Source organism: Paraburkholderia sediminicola, from assembly GCF_046026855.1.
GTDB classification, from domain to species: domain Bacteria; phylum Pseudomonadota; class Gammaproteobacteria; order Burkholderiales; family Burkholderiaceae; genus Paraburkholderia; species Paraburkholderia sediminicola_A.
In genome coordinates, this window is the sequence record NZ_JAQQET010000031.1 from 1 (window position 1) to 17,951 (window position 17,951).

Below are 17,951 nucleotides of genomic sequence, written 5' to 3' on the forward strand. Positions count from 1 at the left end.
ATGCAAAGAAAAGTAGGTGCCGCCCCGCACAGGGGCAACGCTAATAGACCAACACCAATTCAAGGAAAGGCCAAAAAACCAGATCAAGAAGAGACCAAAGAGCAAGATCAAAGAAAGGCCAACGCCGCAAGCGCACAGACAAACGCGCCGCGCAGGCAACAAAAAAACGCCCGACCTGACCAGCAAGCCGAGCGTTCACACAACCCCATCCTCTTGCCGCTACGCGGCCACCCTTACGCGGCCAGCCTTATTTCCCCAAACCCGTCGCAGCGATCTGCTGCTGGACGTACTGCGCGAACAAGGCGTGCAAGTGCGTGCTCGGATGGACCAAGTCAGCGAACATGTAGGTCTGGTCAGCGCCAGCCACTGTGTAGGTCTGCGGTGAGCAGAACAGTGACGAGCCGAACTGGGAGCCGTACTGGGCCGGGGTCAGCCCGTTCGTTGCGCTCGGATTGGCGGTCGCGTACGCGGTTGCGTTGGCCACCATCGACGTCAGGTTACACGCCGTGCCGGTGTTGGACACCGTGAAGCCCAACGCCTGGTAGTTCGGCAACTGCTGATCAATCCACGTGAACGCATCGGCCACGATGACCTTGCCCGTGCCCAGCAGGCCGAGGGCCGTCAGGTTCTGGACCAGGAGGCCGTTATACGCCGCGGTAATTCCCGACAGTAGTGCAGCCGTGCCAGGCGCGGCTGCGTTAGCTTGAACGCCTTGCGGCGTATTGCCGATGTCCGGCACCGTCGACAGCACCACGTGGGTCGCACCCGAGTTGACGATGGTCTGGACTTGTGCGGCGAGCTGCGTGGCGGCCGTCGCGATCTGGGGGTTGGCCAACTGCTGCAGGTAGCCGGCGATAAACTGTACCTGGCCTGCCTGCGAGTTCGGCAGTTTGCCGGCCTGCACGAGCAGCGGGTATTGCGTCTGTAGCGCGGTGGCGAGCGCCGTCAGATTGGCGGCGCTCGAGAACTGGAAGATGTCGTTCGCGCCGCCGTTCACCAGTACGAGCTGGTTCGCGTTGAAGCTCGTATGCGCGCCCAGGTAGTTCGCTACCTGGGTCACCACCGGCACGGTCGTCGCCGCCATGCTGTTCGGTGCCCAACCTTCGCCCTGGGCGTTGACGACGTCCGAGCCGCCTTGCGCGTAGCCGAACCCGCCCGTCGCGACCAGCGGTTGACCGAAGCCGCCCACATACGCGGCGGTCAACGTGCCGCCGTAGTACTCCGCGACCTTCTGGGTCCACACTTCGCCCGGGTTGGTCGTGAAGCGGCCGCCGCCGAAGCTCGACTGAATCACCGGCGCGTACGTGCCGACATCCGACAAACTGTCGCCGAACGACACGACCTGCAGTTTCACGCCGCCAGCCGGCGTGCTACTTGAACTGTTGTTATCGCCGCCACCACCGCCGCAAGCCGCGAGCAGCACAAATGCGGCACTGGCGACGGCGATCTGGGTGAGGCGTACGAAACTGCGCTTCTTCGACGTTGTTTGATTCATTTTGACTACATCTCCTCGTATGTGTGGCCCTTATGCCATGTATTGCAGGCAGCGCCCACCGCTTCAGCGGCGTGACGACAGCTTACAGAATCTTCTACGGTCTGCGCGGTGTTTGAAACGCGGCCGTATGGTTTTCTTCAATGCCCGTAGCGCCGCCGGATGACGCGGCACTCGCGCCCGCACTGGCAGCGCGGCGCGCATGATAATCCGTTGCCCAGGCGGGCGGCGCGAACAGCGCGCGCAACTTGTTGCGCCAGCCTCGCACGCTCACGAAATCGGCGGCCATCGACGCCCATTCATGAAACGTCGCCTTCAACGGGTTATACGTGTGAAGTGGCTCGACAATGCCGTACACCGGCGCGTCGTGCGGATCTTCCTCGACATAGCTGCCGAACAGGCGATCCCAGATCACTAGCACGCCCGCGTAATTGCGATCGATGTAGCGGTCGTTGCGTGCATGATGCACGCGGTGAATCGACGGCGTGTTGAGCACGTATTCGAGCCAGCCGAGCTTGCCGATCGCCTGGGTATGCACGAAAAACTGGAAGCCGAGGTTGATCAGCACGATGGCGACGATCTGCTTCGGCGGAAAGCCGAGCACGGCGAGCGGAATCCAGAACAGCCACATGCCGGCAACCGGATACATCAGGCTCTGCCGGAATGCGGTGGAAAAATTCATCCGCTCAGACGAGTGATGTACGACATGCGCGGCCCACAGCCAGCGCACGCGGTGGCTGCAGCGGTGAAACCAGTAATAGAGCAGATCCTGAGCAACGAACAGCACGACGAACGACACCCAGCTCGCCTGCCAGGTATAGACGCGATAGTGGTCGTAGAAAAACGCATAGACGGGGATGATCGCGAGCCACGCGAGCTTGTCGGCGGCTTGCTGCATCAGTGCGAGCGCGGCGTTGCAGAACGTGTCGCGCCAGCTATAGAGCTGCGCGCCGGGGCGCGTGCGCCGCAGGTGCCACGCTTCCCAGCCAATGCATGCGAGAAAGACTGGCGCCATGGCGAGCAGCAGCAATTCGGCATCGAATTGCATTGTGTCTTCCTCCGTGGTCCCTGGCCGCTGCACTTGCTGCAGCGGACGTTGTCGTTATCGTTTGATTAGGCCGCGCGACCGTAACGGATGCGCGGCTCGCGCGCTACGCATTGCGTTTTACGCGCGCTTCAAACACTGCCCGACAGCGTACACGCTTGGGCGCGTTGCGGCGCGCGGCTTCTATAGAAGGAATACTCAATGGGCGGCGCGCTTGTGCGGGTTTTTCCTGGGCTTGCTGCTGCGCGGTTCGACGACGGGGTCGGAGACCTTCGTGAATCCTTGGGACGGCCCCTGGTATACCCATTCGAGCAAGGCGTCGTGCGCGGCACGCGCGGCTTCCGAATGCGGGTCGTTAATTAGGCTCACGACCACATAACTGTTGCCGTCCGCCGAGGCCACGTAACCGGCGATCGCGCGCACGTCGCGCAAGGTGCCGGTTTTGATGTGCGCATTGCCGCCCGCGCCCTGGTTGGTCAAGCGGTTGCGCATCGTGCCGTCGACACCCGCGATCGGCAGCGACTCCACGAACACCTGAGCGACCGGGCTCGCGTTGGCCCGCTGCAGGAGATCGGCGAGCGAGAGCGCGGTGATGTGCTCGTCGCGCGACAGGCCCGAGCCGTTGTCGAGCGTCAGGTATTCCATGTCGATGCTGTCGCGGCGCAAAAACGCCTCGATGGCGCGCGCCGATTTCTCGGGCGTGGCGGGCGGCCTTTCTTCCGTCGCGCCGATTGTCAGGAACAGGTTGCGCGCCATCGTGTTGTTGCTGAACTTGTTGATGTCGCGAACGATGTCGGACAGCACCGGCCCCTGGTGCGTGGCGACGAGGCGCGCGCCGACCGGCACCGCGCCTTCGCGGGTTGTACCGCTGAAGGTGCCTCCGGTTTGCTGCCACAGCGCGAGGAAACCGCCCGCGAAGAACGCGGAGTGATCGAGCACCGCCACGTTGATCGTGCGCGGGCCGCAGCGCACGGAGTAGTCGCCAGTGAACGACGCTACCACGGTGCCATTGGGCTGCGGCGTCACGGTAGGCGAGACGGAGGCTGCATCGCCACGGCAGGGGCCATTGACCGCGCGCATCTGATTGTCGATCTGCAACTGCGAGAGCGCGGGCAGCACGTCGATTGCGACGCTGCCGTCCGGTGAAGGCGTCAGCGTGAATGACAGCGATTTGAAGGCGTACAGCAGCGGATCGGGGCCGACGTTGTAAGGCGCGGTGGCGTCGTCGTCGAACGGCGGCAGATCGCGCGTGGAGGCGTCGAAATAGCGCTTGTCGAGCACCAGTGCGCCGTCGACGCCGTTGATGCCCGCCTTGTGGATCTTCTGCACGAGGTCGATCAGTTCCTCGGGCACGAGTTTCGGATCGCCTGTACCTTGAATGTAGAGGTTGCCGTGCAGCACGCCGTTAGCGTCGAGCGTGCCGTCCGCGTAGGCGCTCGTACGCCAGCGATAGTCCGGGCCGAGGATCGAGAGGCCGGAGTATGTGGTGACGAGCTTCATCGTCGAGGCGGGCATCATCGGTTTGCCGGCGTTCAGTGCGACGATTGGCGTGCGATCGCCGACTTTTTCGACTACCACGCTGATCGACGACAAGGGTATGTGCGCGCGCTGGAGGCCGACCATCACCGGTTGCGGCAACACGGTGGTGACGTTGACGCTCGGATGTTTGGCCTTGACGCGAGCCTGCGCGGTGAGCGGTAGCGATACGCCGCAGCCGAGCGCGGCGCAGGCCAGCAGCAACGCCGCCGCGCGCGGTGCGAACCGGCGCGGCATGGAGTCGGCGGAAGCAGAGGGGAGTGGACGCAACGCCACACGGCGTGCGCGAGATAACAAAAAAGCGGGCAAAAAAGCGTGCGTCATGGACAGGCGAAGAAGCAGGATTTCGGGGCGCGGTGGCGTGCGGCAATCCAAAGTGTGTCGGAGCATCGCGTGACGCGCGGAAAAACGCTGCGCGACGCAAAGCGCTCATTGTAGAGACATGCCGCCAGGCTGCGGTGAAAAAGCGTCGCGCGGCGCGCATGCCGGGCCGGGCGCTAGAATGCGGCATCATCAAATGTTTCAGGACCGTACCAACCATGCGCATATTGCTAGTCGAAGACGACCGGATGATCGCCGAAGGCGTGCGCAAGGCACTACGCGGCGAGGGCTTCGCGGTCGACTGGGTGGAAGACGGCGAAGCGGCGCTCAGCGCGGCGACCAGCCAACCTTACGATCTGGTGTTGCTCGATCTCGGCCTGCCCAAACGCGACGGGCTCGAGGTGCTGCGCACGCTGCGCGCCAAAGGCCAGGCCACGCCGGTGCTGATCCTCACCGCGCGCGATGCGGTCGCCGATCGCGTCAAAGGTCTCGACGCCGGCGCTGACGATTACCTCGTCAAACCTTTCGATCTCGACGAACTCGGCGCCCGCATGCGCGCGCTGATTCGCCGCCAATCCGGCCGCAGCGATTCGACGATTCGCCACGGCAACCTGACGCTCGATCCGGCCTCGCACCAGGTCACGCTCGACGGTGCACCGGTCGCGTTGTCGGCGCGTGAATTTGCCCTGCTCGAAGCGTTGATCGCACGGCCCGGCGCGGTGCTGTCGAAGAGCCAGCTCGAAGAAAAAATGTACGGCTGGGGCGAGGAGATCGGCAGCAATACCGTCGAGGTCTACATTCACGCGCTGCGCAAGAAGCTCGGCGCGGACCTGATCCGCAACGTGCGCGGTCTTGGCTACATGATCGCCAAGGACGCCTGAGCCGATGCGTTCGATTCGCCGTCAATTGTTGTTCTGGCTGCTGGCGCTGGTGTTGCTCGGCGTGGGCATTGCGGGTTGGCTGATCTACCGGCAAGCGCTTGCCGAAGCCAACGAACTGTTCGATTATCAGTTGGAGCAGATCGCCGCGGCACTGCCGGCGGAGCCGTTCTCGCAAGTGCTCGGTTCGCGCGACACCGGTGACGAAGGCATCGTGCTGCAGATCTGGAATCGCAACGGCGTGTTGATGTACTACTCGCGTCCGCGTGCGCCGCTCGCGCCGCGCGCCGAACTTGGCTTTTCGACCGAGCATACGGATCGTGGCGATTGGCGTGTGTACGGCGCGATCGTCGGCGATAACGTCGTGCAGCTGGCGCAGCCGGTTTCGGTGCGCAACCGGCTCGCGGCGAACGTTGCCTTGCGAACCCTGTGGCCGCTGATCGTGTTGCTGCCGCTACTGGGCGTGGCGGTATGGGTGGTTGTCGGGCGCGGACTGCGGCCGTTGCGGCGCGTGACCAGCGCGCTCGACGCGCGTCATCCCGAGGCGCTCGACCCGCTGCCCGATCAGCGTCTGCCGCTCGAAGTCCAGCCGCTTGTGCGTGCGTTGAACGGCCTGCTTGAACGGCTCGCCACTGCGCTGGACATTCAGAAAGCATTTGTCGCCGATGCAGCGCACGAATTGCGCACGCCGCTCGCCGCCGTGCAGATTCAATCGCAACTCGTGGCCCGCGCGAAAGACGATGCCGCGCGCAGCGAAGCGCTTGCCGATCTGCAAGCGGGCGTCACGCGCGCCACACGTCTCGCCGAACAATTGCTGGCGCTTGCGCGTTCGGAGCCGGACGGTCTCGCTGCCACCAACGCGATCGATCTGCATGCGTTGCTGCAGGACTGTGTCGTGGCATACGCGCCGCTCGCGCAGAATCGCGGCGTCGATCTCGGTATCGAGACGAGCGAACCCGCTACGGTGACTGGCGATGCCGACGCGCTGCGCGTCATGTTCAACAACCTCGTTGATAACGCAACCAAATACACGCCGCGAGGCGGCCGCGTCGACGTTAGTCTGCATGTCGACGAAGGGCATCCGGTGGTGCGGATTGCCGACAGCGGACCGGGCATCGAACCGGCCGAACGCGACCGTGTGTTCGATCGCTTCTACCGGGCCGGCGCCAGCGCGAACCGCGCTCGTACTGACGTGGCGGGCAGCGGTCTCGGGCTCGCGATCGTGCGCCGCATCGCTACGCAACACCATGCGGCGGTGAGACTCGACGAATCTCCGACGGGTGGTTTGCAGGTCGAAGTGCGCTTCTGAGAATGTGAGGCTTTCTGTTCGTAAAGTGGCTCGAACGTGGCTTGGCGAGGCTGAAACAAGCCTCAAAAGCCGGCTTGGAGCGATCTGACGCTGCTTAAGACTCTTTTAAGCGATGCCACGTACGCTTCATCTCATTCCAAAGCCTCTTTCTCCCAGTCAGGAGTACACGATGAACGCGAAAACCTTGTCCCGCAGCGCTGTTGCAGTGGCTGTCGCCGTGGCGCTCTCCGCCGGCTATGTGGCGGGGCATCGCGACGTGCCCGCGCCGCAGGTAATCACGCCGGCGCAGGCCGCGATGATGCCTGCCGAAGCCGCGGCGAAAACCGGCATCCCCGATTTCTCGGGTCTGGTCGAGACCTATGGCCCGGCTGTCGTCAACATTAGCGCGAAGCATGTGGTCAAGCAGACGGCATTGCGTAGCAACGGCGGTAATGGCGGCAACGGTGGCAACCAGTTGCCGATCGATCCGAGCGATCCCTTCTATCAGTTCTACAAGCATTTCTTCGGCGGCATGCCGGGCATGCAAGGCGGCGACGGCGGCGATGCCCCCGATCAACCGAGCGCGAGTCTGGGTTCGGGATTTATCGTCAGCAGTGACGGCTATATCCTGACCAATGCCCATGTGGTGGATGGCGCGAACGTCGTCACCGTGAAGCTCACCGACAAACGTGAATTCAAGGCGAAAGTGATCGGCGCCGACAAGCAATCCGACGTCGCCGTGCTGAAGATCGACGCGAGCAATCTGCCGATCGTGAAGATCGGCGATCCGCGTCAGAGCAAGGTCGGCCAGTGGGTGGTCGCGATCGGCTCGCCTTACGGCTTCGACAACACGGTGACCTCGGGCATCATCAGCGCGAAATCGCGTTCGCTGCCGAACGAAAACTACACGCCGTTCATCCAGACCGACGTACCAGTGAACCCGGGCAACTCGGGCGGCCCGCTGTTCAATCTGCAGGGCGAAGTGATCGGCATCAACTCGATGATCTATTCGCAGACCGGCGGCTTCCAGGGTCTTTCGTTCGCTATCCCGATCAATGAAGCGATCAAGGTCAAGGACGACATCGTCAAGACCGGCCACGTGAGCCGCGGACGTCTTGGCGTCGCGGTGCAGGGCATGAACCAGACGCTGGCCGATTCGTTCGGTATGCAGAAGCCGCAAGGCGCGCTCGTCAGCTCGGTCGATCCGGGTGGCCCGGCCGCCAAGGGCGGTCTGCAACCGGGCGACGTGATTCTGTCGGTGAATGGCGAGCCAGTCAGCGATTCATCGGATCTGCCGTCGCAAGTCGCGGGTCTGGCGCCGGGCAGTTCGGCCACCGTGCAGGTGTGGCGCGATAAGGCCACCAAGGACCTGAAGGTAACGATCGGCTCGTTGTCGGACGCGAAGGTGGCTTCGGACAAGGCCGATCAGCCGACCCAGTTGCAAGGCCGTCTCGGTGTGGCGGTGCGGCCGCTGACGCCGGAAGAAAAGAGCGGCGCGTCGGTGTCGCACGGTCTGCTGGTGCAGCAATCGGGCGGTGCGGCTGAAAACGCCGGCATCCAGCCGGGCGACGTGATTCTGGCGGTCAACGGCCGGCCGGTCACGAGCGTCGATCAGTTGAAGCAGATGATTGCCGGAGCGGGTAACAGCATCGCGTTGCTGATCCAGCGCGACAACGCGCAGATCTTCGTGCCGGTCGATCTCGGCTGAAGTTAGGCGTTAGGCGGATCGGTTAGCGGGTCGGCTGGTTGATGACGTAGATGATCGTTTGGCCGGCACTTTGACTGATACGCTGGCCGATCCGCCCGGAAATTGATGTAACGCTTGCCGGTCCTTGCACTTACTGCCGAAGGACCGGTATTCGTCACCCGCATCAAACTCGTGAAGAAGGGCGCTCTGCGCCGCATGGCGTGGCGCAGCAGCGGTTTCCAGACGACGTGAACTGACGCTTGGCACGCAGGTTGCGTCTGCCTTGATCCGGACCCACTGAGGGACGCCGGACGACAAGGACCTTAAGAAGGAGCGAACCGATGAAAACCCAACGCAATCAGCGAAGGATCGTAGCCGCCGCCGTATGTGCAGCGCTCACGCTCGGTCTGGCGGGTGGCGCTTATGCGCAGGCGAGTGACGTAACGGGTGGCACGACCACCGACGAAAGCAGCGCGGGCAACGCCAACGGTGGCGGCCTGCCGCAAATCCAGCATCAGGGCGACGTCTCGTTCGTGTCGGGCGGCGTCGGTCTCGACGAATCGAAAGCACTGCAGCACGCACAAAGCCAGTGGCCGTTGTCGCTGCGCTTCACCGGTCCCGGCTCTGATTTTCTCGCCGACGTCCACGTGCGAGTGGTCGACGCGCACAACGGCGAGGTGCTGAGCGCCACGTCACGCGGACCGTACATGCTGGCCAGGCTGCGCCCGGGCCGCTACACCGTGCATGCGCGATACAAGGATAACGACCAGACCAAGTCGGTGACGATTCCGGCCAAGGGCACCGCCAAGGCGGCGTTCTACTGGAATACGCAATAAGCGGCTCACCTCCCTGAACGGCGCCGGGCGAGACGCCTGGGCGGCATTCAGGAAGGTCGCGCAATTGGCTGAAGTTTGGCCGATAATGAAGCCACGGGCGCCCCCCGTGGCTTTTTTGTTTGCACGACCGCACACCAATACGGAGCCGAGACATGAGCGATGCCTTGACACCCCACGGAAGCCCCGGCGCCGGCGCGAGCACGGGCGGGCACACCATCGTCATTAGCGGCAATAACCACCGGGTGCGGGTGATTCACGGCGGCGTGACAATGGCCGACACCCAGGCCGGCTTGACGCTCACCGAAACCGGCCTGCCGGACGTGTTTTATTTCCCGCGTGGCGATGTGAACATGGCGCGCCTTGAACGCTCAACACACACTTCGCACTGCCCGTTCAAGGGCGATGCTTCGTATTACCATCTGCGCACCGAAGGCGGCCTGATCGAAAACGCCGTGTGGAGCTACGAGACGCCGCTCGATGCGGCGATAAGAATAAAAGGATATCTCGCGTTTTACGCATCGCGCGTCGACCGTATCGATCAGACGTCCTGACCGGCTGTCGCGCGTTCATCGGGGGAGGCTGCCATGGAAGTGAACGACGCGTTACGGATTCCGCTTACGCCGTCCGACGTTTGGGACGCGTTGCAGGACCTCGCCTTGTTGCGTGCCAGCCTCGACAACTGCGAATCGTTCACGCGGCTTGGCCACGGCGAATATGCGCTTACCATGACCGTGCCGCTCGGGCCGTTGCGCGCGCGTTACGAAGCGCGGGCCCACGTAGCCGGTCAGGACTCCGGACCGGCGGACGCGCAGCGCCGCACCATCAACTTCAAGGCGCGAGCCGAGGGTATCGGCGCGTTACGCGGACAGATCGAAGTAAGGTTGCGCGCGGACGATGGCGCGCATGGCATCGGCAGGGAGCGGGGCACGCGGATCGATTACACGATCTGGGCGACCTCGTCCGGGCCGCTCGCCGAACTGCCCACGCGCCAGCTAGAAAACGCGCTGCATCAACTGGCCGACGATTTTTTCGACGAGTTCGGTGCGGTCGTTCGCGCCAAACATGGGCAAGGGCCGAACCGCGCACGTGGATCAGGGGCGCGTCGGCAGCACGTGTTTCTGCGCCCGATCACGCTAAGTGGCATCGCTCGACGCAACCGTACCGAACATGCCAATGCGCTGACCGGGCGGGCGGCGAGCGCGGCGCATGGGGCATCCCACGGTGTGTCGCATGAGGTCTCGCATCGCGACTCGGGTCCGCATGCGGTCCCGAATTGGGCGTGGGCAGTGATGATTTTTCTGGTGGCGTTGCTGTTGTATGTGGCGCGCTGGATTAGCGAACAGTGACGGCCTGGCTTGGCCCACCGCTGTCGCGCCGGCGCGACTACGAAATCCTGGTGGGTGGCTACGAAACGCCGTCGGCCATACGGCGTTTGCGGCCCCTGAACGCTTTAGCCGCTTTTGCCGGTCCTACCCACCGACCGCGCTCACACGCCGCGAAACTCCCGTCTCCATGCAGACGGCGATGTGCGGAACGCCTCCGCGAAATGTTGCCGTAGCGAGGCGGTCGAGCCGAAGCCCGCAATCCCCGCGATCGCTTCCACGGACTCATCCGTGCTTTCCAGCAACTGCTGCGCGCGGGCGAGCCGCTGTGCCAGCAGCCATGCGCCGACGGTTGCGCCAGTGGCCAGCCGGAAACGCCGGGTAAAAGTGCGGCGGCTCATCAAGGCGCGTTCGGCAAGGGTGTCGAGCGTATGCGGCGCATCCAGATTTCCCCTGACCCAATCGAGCAGGCAGGACAGGCGGTCGCCGCGCACGTTCGGCGCCACCGGCTGCTGAATGAATTGCGCCTGGCCGCCTTGCCGATGCGGTGGCACGACCAGCCGGCGCGCGACATAGTTCGCGGCCTGCGCGCCGCACATTTTGCGCAGTACGTGCAGACAGCAGTCGAGGCCGGCGGCGGTGCCGGCTGAAGTCACCACGTTGCCGTCGTCGACATAGAGCACGTCGGGATCGAGCCGCACGCACGGATAGCGGCGTGCGAAGTCGTCCGCCCACGCCCAATGGGTGGAGGCCGGCCGGTCGTCGAGGATGCCGGCGGCCGCCAGCACGAACGCGCCCAGACACAGCCCGACCAGTTGCGCGCCGCGTGCGTGGGCGGCGCGCAATGCCTCGAGCAGTGCGGCGGGTGGTGTTTCGTTCGGATCACGCCAGCTCGGCACAATGATCGTATCCGCGTCGGCGAGCGCTTCGAGCCCATGCGTGACGGCGATCGAGAAACCGGCCGTGGTGGTCAGCACGCCAGTTTCAGCCGCACAGACGCGAAAGTCGAAATCAGGCAGGCCATTACCGTTGCGCTCTTCGCCGAATACCACGCACGGCACCGAAAGATGGAACGGGCTGATGCGATCGAAAGCGACTACCGCGACGACGTGACGGGGTGCATCGTCGCGCGCCGCACTGGGGGAGGTGGGTGTAGCCATCAGTCGCAGCCGCCCTATGAAATTCAACGATGATCCAACGATGGCCCGATTCTAGCGAATCTTGTCATTCGGGTCACTATCGGGGAAGCGGCGGGTGACGAACAATGCAGTCATCGCCGCTGCCTGTGCAGCGCCCGCCCCGGGCCACGCAGCGCGAGCCTTATCTGACAGGAGTCTTGCCATGACCGCACCCCGCCGCGCGCTGATCGTCATCGATGTGCAGAACGAATACGTCACCGGCGATCTGCCGATCGAATACCCGGATGTGCAAACCTCGCTGGCGAACGTCGGCCGCGCGATGGACGCGGCGCGCGCTGCCGGCGTGCCGGTGGTGGTGGTGCAACATTTCTCGTCGGCCGGCTCGCCGGTGTTCGCGCGCGGCAGCGAAGGCGCCGAACTGCATCCGGTGGTGGGCGAGCGGGCACGCGATCACTATATTGAGAAGTCGCTGGCGAGCGCCTTTTCCGGCACTGATCTCGCCGACTGGCTGGCCGCGCAGCAGGTCGACACGCTGACGGTCGTCGGTTACATGACGCACAATTGCGACGCGTCGACGATCAACCACGCATGGCATGCAGGGTTTGCCGTCGAATTTCTGCACGACGCAACCGGTTCGCTGCCCTATGAGAACAGCGCGGGCTTTGCGAGTGCGCAGGAGATTCACCGGGTCTTCAGTGTGGTCTTACAGTCGAACTTCGCGGCGGTGGCAAGTACGGAGCAGTGGATCGCGGCGGTGCAGGGTGGGCCGACGCTCGAGCGCGGCGATATCTACACGTCGAATCAGAAGGCGCGGGCGCGCCGGGTTGCCGCGTAAGTATCTAGCCAGTCTGACCGGGTAACCGGGCGGCCGGCGCCGTCCGATTACCCTTGCGCAACGCCGGACTCAGCAGCAGCGCATCGAACATCCCGGCGACCATCTGCTCCCCATGCTTGCCGAAATCGGTCGCATCCGGCAGGAACAGCATGTCGCGCAGCGAGCCACTGACGAACGCGTGCACCATCGCCGCTGCTGTCTTCGTGTCGAGATCGGCGGGCAGTTGGCCTTTGGAGATCGCGTTGCGCAGACCGCCTTCGATCTTCTTCAGCCCTTCGCGCATATTGGTCTGATAGCGGATCATCACCGGTCCCATCTCTTCGACCAGCTCGCACTTCAGAAACAGGATGTCGAACACCCGCCGGCGACGCGGGTCGTTGGCGGTGTCGCGCAGGCAGACCGTGCAGATTTCCGTCAAACGACCGAGCGGGTCGGGTTCATTGGGGTCTTGCGAGGCGGCCTTGAGTTCGTCCAGCGGAAGCAGCACGCGGTCGAACATTTCGGTAAACAGATCGCTTTTGTGCGCGAAGTGCCAATAGATCGCGCCACGTGTGACACCGGCTGCCTGCGCGATGTCGGCGAGCGACGTGCGCGATACACCCTTCTCGAAGAAAACCCGTTCGGCCGCGTCGAGAATACTATTGCGCGTCTCCTGCGCTTCTTCTTTGGTTCTTCTGACCATATCGGTGTGACCTGCCTGATTGTGGGGTTTTCCCGGGCGTTTTTCAGGACGCTCGATGACAATCTGTCTACTGTTAAGCAATTTGCGAAGCGATCTTTGCAGGCCCCCTGCCTGCAAAGATGTAAACGCACTTTTACATGCATTCGTGGATGTATATATAATAGCATCCCACGATCGGATAGCCCAAGCCGTGACGACCGGTTAATATCCGTCACTGTTGCCTTTCAAAACGCTCTTGCGCCGTGCCCGGATGGGCGGCGCCGTGCGGCATTTCCCCGGTATGGCGCATTTCACTCAGGATGCCCCTGCAGGTGCGGTTTGCATCCACGGGCTTCCGGTCAGGCGTCGCAAGACGCATGTGTGCGCTGTCGTCCCCGGGGTAGGGATGCGCGCACTTTTTCATTCTCAGTCTTTGACAGAGGTCGCTCCATGCGCGTCGAACGGGTTCCATTCCGCTTAATCAGTGCCGCGACGGCTGCCGTATTGCTGGCAGCGTGCGGACCAAAACAATCTGCCCCGCCGCAACAAACGCCCGAAGTTGGCGTCGTCACCGTCCAGCCGACGGCGGTGCCCGTCGTCACCGAATTGCCGGGCCGCACCAGTGCCTTCCTCGTCGCGCAAGTGCGTGCACGGGTCGACGGTATCGTGCTGCGCCGCGAATTCACGGAAGGTGGAGAGGTCAAGGCAGGTCAGCGTCTGTACAAGATCGATCCGGCGCCCTACATCGCGACGTTGAACAACGCGAAGGCAACGCTGGCGAAGGCTCAGGCCAATCTCGTGTCGACCACCGCGCAGGCCAACCGCTACAAGGTGCTGGTTGCCGCCAACGCGGTCAGCAAGCAGGACTACGACAACGCGGTCGCCGCAGAAGGCCAGGCCGCGGCTGACGTGGCCGCCGGCAAGGCAGCGGTCGACACGGCGCAGATCAACCTCGGCTACACCGACGTAACCTCGCCGGTAACCGGCCAGGTCGGCGTGTCGCAAGTCACGCCGGGCGCGTATGTGCAGGCGAGCGCCGCCACGCTGCTGGCAACGGTCCAGCAACTCGATCCGGTCTACGTGGATCTGACGCAGTCCAGCCTCGACGGTCTGAAGTTGCGCCGCGAAGTGCAGGAGGGGCGCCTGAAGACGAGTGGCCCGGACGCCGCCAAGGTCTCGCTGATTCTCGAAGACGGCCGTACCTATTCGGAAAAGGGCAAGCTGCAGTTCACCGACGTGACGGTCGACCAGAGCACCGGTTCGGTTACGGTTCGCGCGATCTTCAAGAACGCGGACAAGGTGTTGCTGCCGGGTATGTTCGTGCGCGCCAGGATCGAAGAAGGTGTCAACGACAATGCGATCGTCGTGCCGCAAGTCGGTATTACGCATGACCAGAAGGGTCAGCCGACCGCGCTTGTCGTCGACGACAAGAACAAGGTCGAATTGCGTCAGCTCGTCACTTTGGGCACGTACGGTTCGAACTGGGTGGTGGAAAGCGGCCTGAAGGCCGGCGACCGCGTGATTGTCCAGGGCACCGACAAGGCGCATCCGGGGCAGGAGGTCAAGGCCGTTGCCGCGCAACTTCCCACCACACCCGCTTCCGACGCATCCGCTCAGGGTGCGCCGGCCGCCAGCGGTGCTACGCAGACGGCGCAACCCGCTTCTGCTGCATCGGGCGCGTAATAACAGGGAGCCCGCCTCATGGCAAAGTTCTTTATTGATCGCCCGATTTTTGCATGGGTGATCGCCATTATTCTGATGCTCGCGGGTATCGCGTCGGTCTTTACATTGCCGATCGCGCAATACCCGACCATCGCACCGCCGGCCGTGCAGATCAGTGCAACGTACCCGGGTGCATCGGCGAAGACGGTGGAAAACACCGTCACGCAGGTGATCGAGCAGCAGATGAGTGGTCTAGACCACTTGCTGTATCTGTCGTCCACTTCGGACGACTCGGGTACGGCAACGATCACGCTGACGTTCGCAGCCGGCACCAATCCTGACATCGCGCAGGTGCAGGTGCAGAACAAGCTGCAGCTCGCCACGCCGCTGTTGCCGCAAGCTGTGCAGCAGTTGGGTACCAAGGTCACGAAGTCGAGCAGCAGCTTCTTGCTGGTGATGGCGTTCGTGTCCGAAGACGGCAGCATGAACAAGTACGACCTCGCGAACTACGTCGCGTCGAACATTGAAGATCCGGTCAGCCGGATCGACGGCGTGGGTACGGTGACGCTGTTCGGCTCGCAGTACGCAATGCGGATCTGGCTGGATGCGAACAAGCTGACCAACTTCGGCCTCACGCCGGTGGATGTGCAGACCGCGCTGACCAACCAGAACGTGCAGGTCGCGGGCGGTTCGCTCGGCGGTACGCCGTCGGTGCCGGGGCAGGTGCTGCAGGCAACCATTACGGAAGCCACGCTGCTGAATACGCCTGAACAGTTCGGCAACGTGCTGCTGAAGGTCAATCCGGACGGCTCGCAAGTCCGTATCAAGGACGTGGCGCGCATCGAGCTCGGTGGCGAAAACTACAACTTCGACACCAAGTACAACGGTCAGCCGACAGCGGGCTTCGGTATTCAGCTCGCTACCGGCGCGAACGCGCTGGCTACGGCCAAGGCAGTGCGTGCGAAGGTTGCCGAATTGTCGAAGTACTTCCCGCACGGTCTGGTCGTGCAATATCCGTACGACACCACGCCGTTCGTGCGCCTGTCGATCGAAGAAGTGGTCAAGACGCTGCTCGAAGGTATCGTGCTGGTGTTCCTGGTCATGTACCTGTTCCTGCAGAACCTGCGCGCTACGCTGATCCCGACGATCGCCGTGCCGGTGGTGCTGTTGGGCACGTTCGCCGTGATGGGGCTGGTGGGCTTCTCGATCAATACGCTGTCCATGTTCGGGCTCGTGCTGGCGATCGGCTTGCTGGTGGACGATGCGATCGTGGTGGTTGAAAACGTCGAGCGGGTGATGCAGGAGGAGGGCTTGTCACCTCGCGACGCCACCGTCAAGGCGATGGAGCAGGTTACCGGCGCGCTGGTCGGCGTGGCGCTCGTGCTGTCGGCGGTGTTCGTGCCGGTGGCGTTCTCGGGCGGCTCGGTCGGGGCCATTTACCGGCAGTTCTCACTGACGATCGTGGCGGCGATGGTGCTGTCCGTGCTGGTCGCATTGATTCTGACGCCGGCGCTGTGCGCGACGATCCTCAAGCCGATCGAAAAGGGCCACGCGGAAAAAACCACCGGTTTCTTCGGCTGGTTCAACCGTACGTTCAACAAGAGCCGCGACAAATATCACACGGGCGTTCACCACGTGATCAAGCGCTCGGGCCGTTGGCTGATCATCTACATGGTGGTGATCTTCGCGGTCGGCCTGCTGTTCGTGAAGTTGCCGAAGTCGTTCCTGCCTGACGAAGACCAGGGCACGATGTTCGTGCTGGTGCAAACGCCGTCCGGCTCGACGCAGGAAACCACGGCGCGCGCGCTGAAGGACGTCTCCGACTATCTGCTCAACGGCGAGAAGAGCATCGTCGAATCGACCTTCACCGTGAACGGCTTCAGTTTCGCCGGCCGCGGTCAGAACGCGGGTCTCGTGTTCGTGCGGATGAAGGACTATTCGGTGCGTCAGCATTCGGATCAGAAGGTGCAGGCGCTGGTTGGCCGTCTCTTCATGCATTTCTCGAGCTACAAGAATGCGCTGGTGTATCCGGTGAATCCGCCGTCGATTCCTGAACTCGGCACGGCTGCCGGCTTCGACTTCGAACTGCAGGATCGCGCCGGTATTGGCCACGAGAAGCTGATGCAAGCTCGTAACATGCTGCTGGGCATGGCCTCGAAAGATCCGACGCTGGCTCAGGTGCGTCCGAACGGCCTGAACGATACGCCGCAGTTCAAGGTGGATATCGACCACGAGAAGGCTTCCGCGCTCGGCGTGTCGCTGTCGGCGATCGACCAGACGTTCTCGATCGCATGGGCGTCGCAGTACGTGAACAACTTCCTCGATACCGATGGCCGGATCAAGAAGGTGTATCTGCAAGGCGACGCACCGTTCCGGATGAACCCGGAAGACCTGAACGCCTGGTACGTGCGCAATTCGGCTGGCACCATGGTGCCGTTCTCATCGTTCGCAAACGGCACGTGGACCTACGGTTCGCCGAAGCTCGAGCGCTACAACGGTATCTCGGCGGTGGAAATCCAGGGCGCGGCGGCACCGGGCAAGTCGACCGGTCAGGCCATGACGGCCATGGAAGCACTCGTGGCGAAGCTGCCTCCGGGTATCGGCTACGAATGGACAGGCTTGTCGTTGCAGGAACGCCAGTCCGGTTCACAGGCGCCGATTCTGTACGGCATCTCGATCCTCGTTGTGTTCCTCTGTCTCGCGGCGCTGTATGAAAGCTGGTCGATTCCGTTCTCGGTGATCATGGTGGTGCCGCTCGGCGTGGTCGGTGCACTGCTGGCCGCTACGCTGCGCGGACTCGAGAACGACGTGTTCTTCCAGGTGGGGCTGTTGACTACGGTGGGGCTGTCGGCGAAGAACGCGATTCTGATCGTGGAATTCGCCCGCGACCTGCAGGTGGGTCAAGGAATGGGGCCGGTCGAGGCCGCGCTTGAAGCAGCGCGTCTGCGATTGCGTCCGATTCTGATGACCTCGCTCGCGTTCATTCTCGGTGTGATGCCGCTCGCGATCAGTAACGGCGCGGGTTCGGCCAGCCAGCACGCAATCGGTACCGGCGTGATCGGCGGGATGTTGACGGCGACCTTCCTCGCGATTTTCATGATCCCGATGTTCTTCGTCGTGATTCGCGCGAAGTTCGGCGGCGAGAAGGAAGATCCGGATGAGGCGCTCGCACACTACAACCAGCACCATCCGCATGACGGCCAAGGTGGCGGGTCGACTGATGAAGGCTCGGGCAAGGACGGACATTGA

Annotated in this window: 14 protein-coding genes; 9 read left to right on the forward strand and 5 right to left on the reverse strand. The window is 63.2% G+C overall.

Features of this window, described 5'->3' with window-relative positions; translation table 11 throughout:
* Positions 1-247: 247 nt before the first annotated feature.
* The 3 genes from PQR40_RS28475 to dacB all read right to left on the reverse strand — a co-directional run bounded on the left by PQR40_RS28475 (position 248) and on the right by dacB (position 4,397).
* Positions 248-1,495 (reverse strand): SGNH/GDSL hydrolase family protein, encoded by a 1,248-nt coding sequence (locus PQR40_RS28475; protein WP_408234883.1) that lies wholly within the window; start codon positions 1,493-1,495, stop codon positions 248-250.
* A 94-nt stretch (positions 1,496-1,589) separates the two neighbouring features.
* The gene (locus PQR40_RS28480; protein WP_408510332.1) at positions 1,590-2,540 is read right to left on the reverse strand and encodes a sterol desaturase family protein; all 951 of its coding nucleotides are present in this window, start codon (positions 2,538-2,540) and stop codon (positions 1,590-1,592) included.
* Positions 2,541-2,735: 195 nt separating this feature from the next.
* Complete coding sequence (dacB, locus tag PQR40_RS28485; protein WP_459252662.1) at positions 2,736-4,397, reverse strand: D-alanyl-D-alanine carboxypeptidase/D-alanyl-D-alanine endopeptidase; 1,662 nt, start codon at positions 4,395-4,397, stop codon at positions 2,736-2,738.
* A gap of 215 nt (positions 4,398-4,612) precedes the next feature.
* Between dacB and PQR40_RS28490 the strand changes: the two genes are divergently transcribed.
* The 6 genes from PQR40_RS28490 (at position 4,613) to PQR40_RS28515 (ending at position 10,429) form a co-directional block, all read left to right on the forward strand.
* A complete protein-coding gene (locus PQR40_RS28490; protein ID WP_408234892.1) occupies positions 4,613-5,275 on the forward strand; it encodes a response regulator in 663 nt (220 codons plus the stop codon).
* Between the two features lie 4 nt (positions 5,276-5,279).
* Entirely contained in the window at positions 5,280-6,581 is a 1,302-nt protein-coding gene (locus PQR40_RS28495; RefSeq protein WP_408234895.1) for an ATP-binding protein, read from the forward strand.
* A 169-nt stretch (positions 6,582-6,750) separates the two neighbouring features.
* Positions 6,751-8,268 (forward strand): DegQ family serine endoprotease, encoded by a 1,518-nt coding sequence (locus PQR40_RS28500; protein ID WP_408234898.1) that lies wholly within the window; start codon positions 6,751-6,753, stop codon positions 8,266-8,268.
* Between the two features lie 320 nt (positions 8,269-8,588).
* Complete coding sequence (locus tag PQR40_RS28505; protein ID WP_408234900.1) at positions 8,589-9,083, forward strand: carboxypeptidase regulatory-like domain-containing protein; 495 nt, start codon at positions 8,589-8,591, stop codon at positions 9,081-9,083.
* A 152-nt stretch (positions 9,084-9,235) separates the two neighbouring features.
* Positions 9,236-9,634, forward strand: coding sequence for a DUF427 domain-containing protein (locus PQR40_RS28510; RefSeq protein WP_408510333.1), 399 nt, complete (start codon positions 9,236-9,238; stop codon positions 9,632-9,634).
* A gap of 33 nt (positions 9,635-9,667) precedes the next feature.
* Positions 9,668-10,429, forward strand: a complete 762-nt coding sequence (locus PQR40_RS28515; protein ID WP_408337393.1) for an SRPBCC family protein — start codon at positions 9,668-9,670, stop codon at positions 10,427-10,429.
* Positions 10,430-10,569: 140 nt separating this feature from the next.
* Here PQR40_RS28515 and PQR40_RS28520 read toward each other — a convergent pair whose 3' ends face one another.
* Positions 10,570-11,565 carry a helix-turn-helix domain-containing protein gene (locus PQR40_RS28520; protein ID WP_408510334.1) on the reverse strand — a complete coding sequence of 332 codons (996 nt, stop codon included), beginning with the start codon at positions 11,563-11,565 and terminating at the stop codon, positions 10,570-10,572.
* Between the two features lie 181 nt (positions 11,566-11,746).
* Between PQR40_RS28520 and PQR40_RS28525 the strand changes: the two genes are divergently transcribed.
* Entirely contained in the window at positions 11,747-12,379 is a 633-nt protein-coding gene (locus PQR40_RS28525) for a cysteine hydrolase family protein (RefSeq protein WP_408337397.1), read from the forward strand.
* A 4-nt stretch (positions 12,380-12,383) separates the two neighbouring features.
* On the opposite strand, the gene PQR40_RS28530 is transcribed toward PQR40_RS28525, so the two are convergent.
* Positions 12,384-13,061 carry a TetR family transcriptional regulator gene (locus PQR40_RS28530; protein WP_408234915.1) on the reverse strand — a complete coding sequence of 226 codons (678 nt, stop codon included), beginning with the start codon at positions 13,059-13,061 and terminating at the stop codon, positions 12,384-12,386.
* A gap of 429 nt (positions 13,062-13,490) precedes the next feature.
* Between PQR40_RS28530 and PQR40_RS28535 the strand changes: the two genes are divergently transcribed.
* Both PQR40_RS28535 and PQR40_RS28540 read left to right on the forward strand, forming a co-directional pair.
* Positions 13,491-14,723: an efflux RND transporter periplasmic adaptor subunit gene (locus tag PQR40_RS28535; RefSeq protein ID WP_408234916.1), complete on the forward strand. Its 1,233-nt coding sequence runs from the start codon at positions 13,491-13,493 to the stop codon at positions 14,721-14,723.
* An 18-nt stretch (positions 14,724-14,741) separates the two neighbouring features.
* Complete coding sequence (locus PQR40_RS28540) at positions 14,742-17,951, forward strand: efflux RND transporter permease subunit (RefSeq protein ID WP_408234919.1); 3,210 nt, start codon at positions 14,742-14,744, stop codon at positions 17,949-17,951.

Excerpts from the sequence above, each read along its gene's own strand:
- PQR40_RS28475 (WP_408234883.1), bottom strand. The coding sequence starts at position 1,495 with ATGAATCAAACAACGTCGAAGAAGCGCAGTTTCGTACGCCTCACCCAG.
- PQR40_RS28530 (WP_408234915.1), bottom strand. The coding sequence starts at position 13,061 with ATGGTCAGAAGAACCAAAGAAGAAGCGCAGGAGACGCGCAATAGTATT.
- PQR40_RS28510 (WP_408510333.1), top strand. The coding sequence starts at position 9,236 with ATGAGCGATGCCTTGACACCCCACGGAAGCCCCGGCGCCGGCGCGAGC.
- PQR40_RS28480 (WP_408510332.1), bottom strand. The coding sequence starts at position 2,540 with ATGCAATTCGATGCCGAATTGCTGCTGCTCGCCATGGCGCCAGTCTTT.
- PQR40_RS28535 (WP_408234916.1), top strand. The coding sequence starts at position 13,491 with ATGCGCGTCGAACGGGTTCCATTCCGCTTAATCAGTGCCGCGACGGCT.
- PQR40_RS28490 (WP_408234892.1), top strand. The coding sequence starts at position 4,613 with ATGCGCATATTGCTAGTCGAAGACGACCGGATGATCGCCGAAGGCGTG.
- dacB (WP_459252662.1), bottom strand. The coding sequence starts at position 4,397 with ATGACGCACGCTTTTTTGCCCGCTTTTTTGTTATCTCGCGCACGCCGT.
- PQR40_RS28505 (WP_408234900.1), top strand. The coding sequence starts at position 8,589 with ATGAAAACCCAACGCAATCAGCGAAGGATCGTAGCCGCCGCCGTATGT.
- PQR40_RS28520 (WP_408510334.1), bottom strand. The coding sequence starts at position 11,565 with ATGGCTACACCCACCTCCCCCAGTGCGGCGCGCGACGATGCACCCCGT.
- PQR40_RS28500 (WP_408234898.1), top strand. The coding sequence starts at position 6,751 with ATGAACGCGAAAACCTTGTCCCGCAGCGCTGTTGCAGTGGCTGTCGCC.
- PQR40_RS28525 (WP_408337397.1), top strand. The coding sequence starts at position 11,747 with ATGACCGCACCCCGCCGCGCGCTGATCGTCATCGATGTGCAGAACGAA.
- PQR40_RS28495 (WP_408234895.1), top strand. The coding sequence starts at position 5,280 with ATGCGTTCGATTCGCCGTCAATTGTTGTTCTGGCTGCTGGCGCTGGTG.
- PQR40_RS28540 (WP_408234919.1), top strand. The coding sequence starts at position 14,742 with ATGGCAAAGTTCTTTATTGATCGCCCGATTTTTGCATGGGTGATCGCC.
- PQR40_RS28515 (WP_408337393.1), top strand. The coding sequence starts at position 9,668 with ATGGAAGTGAACGACGCGTTACGGATTCCGCTTACGCCGTCCGACGTT.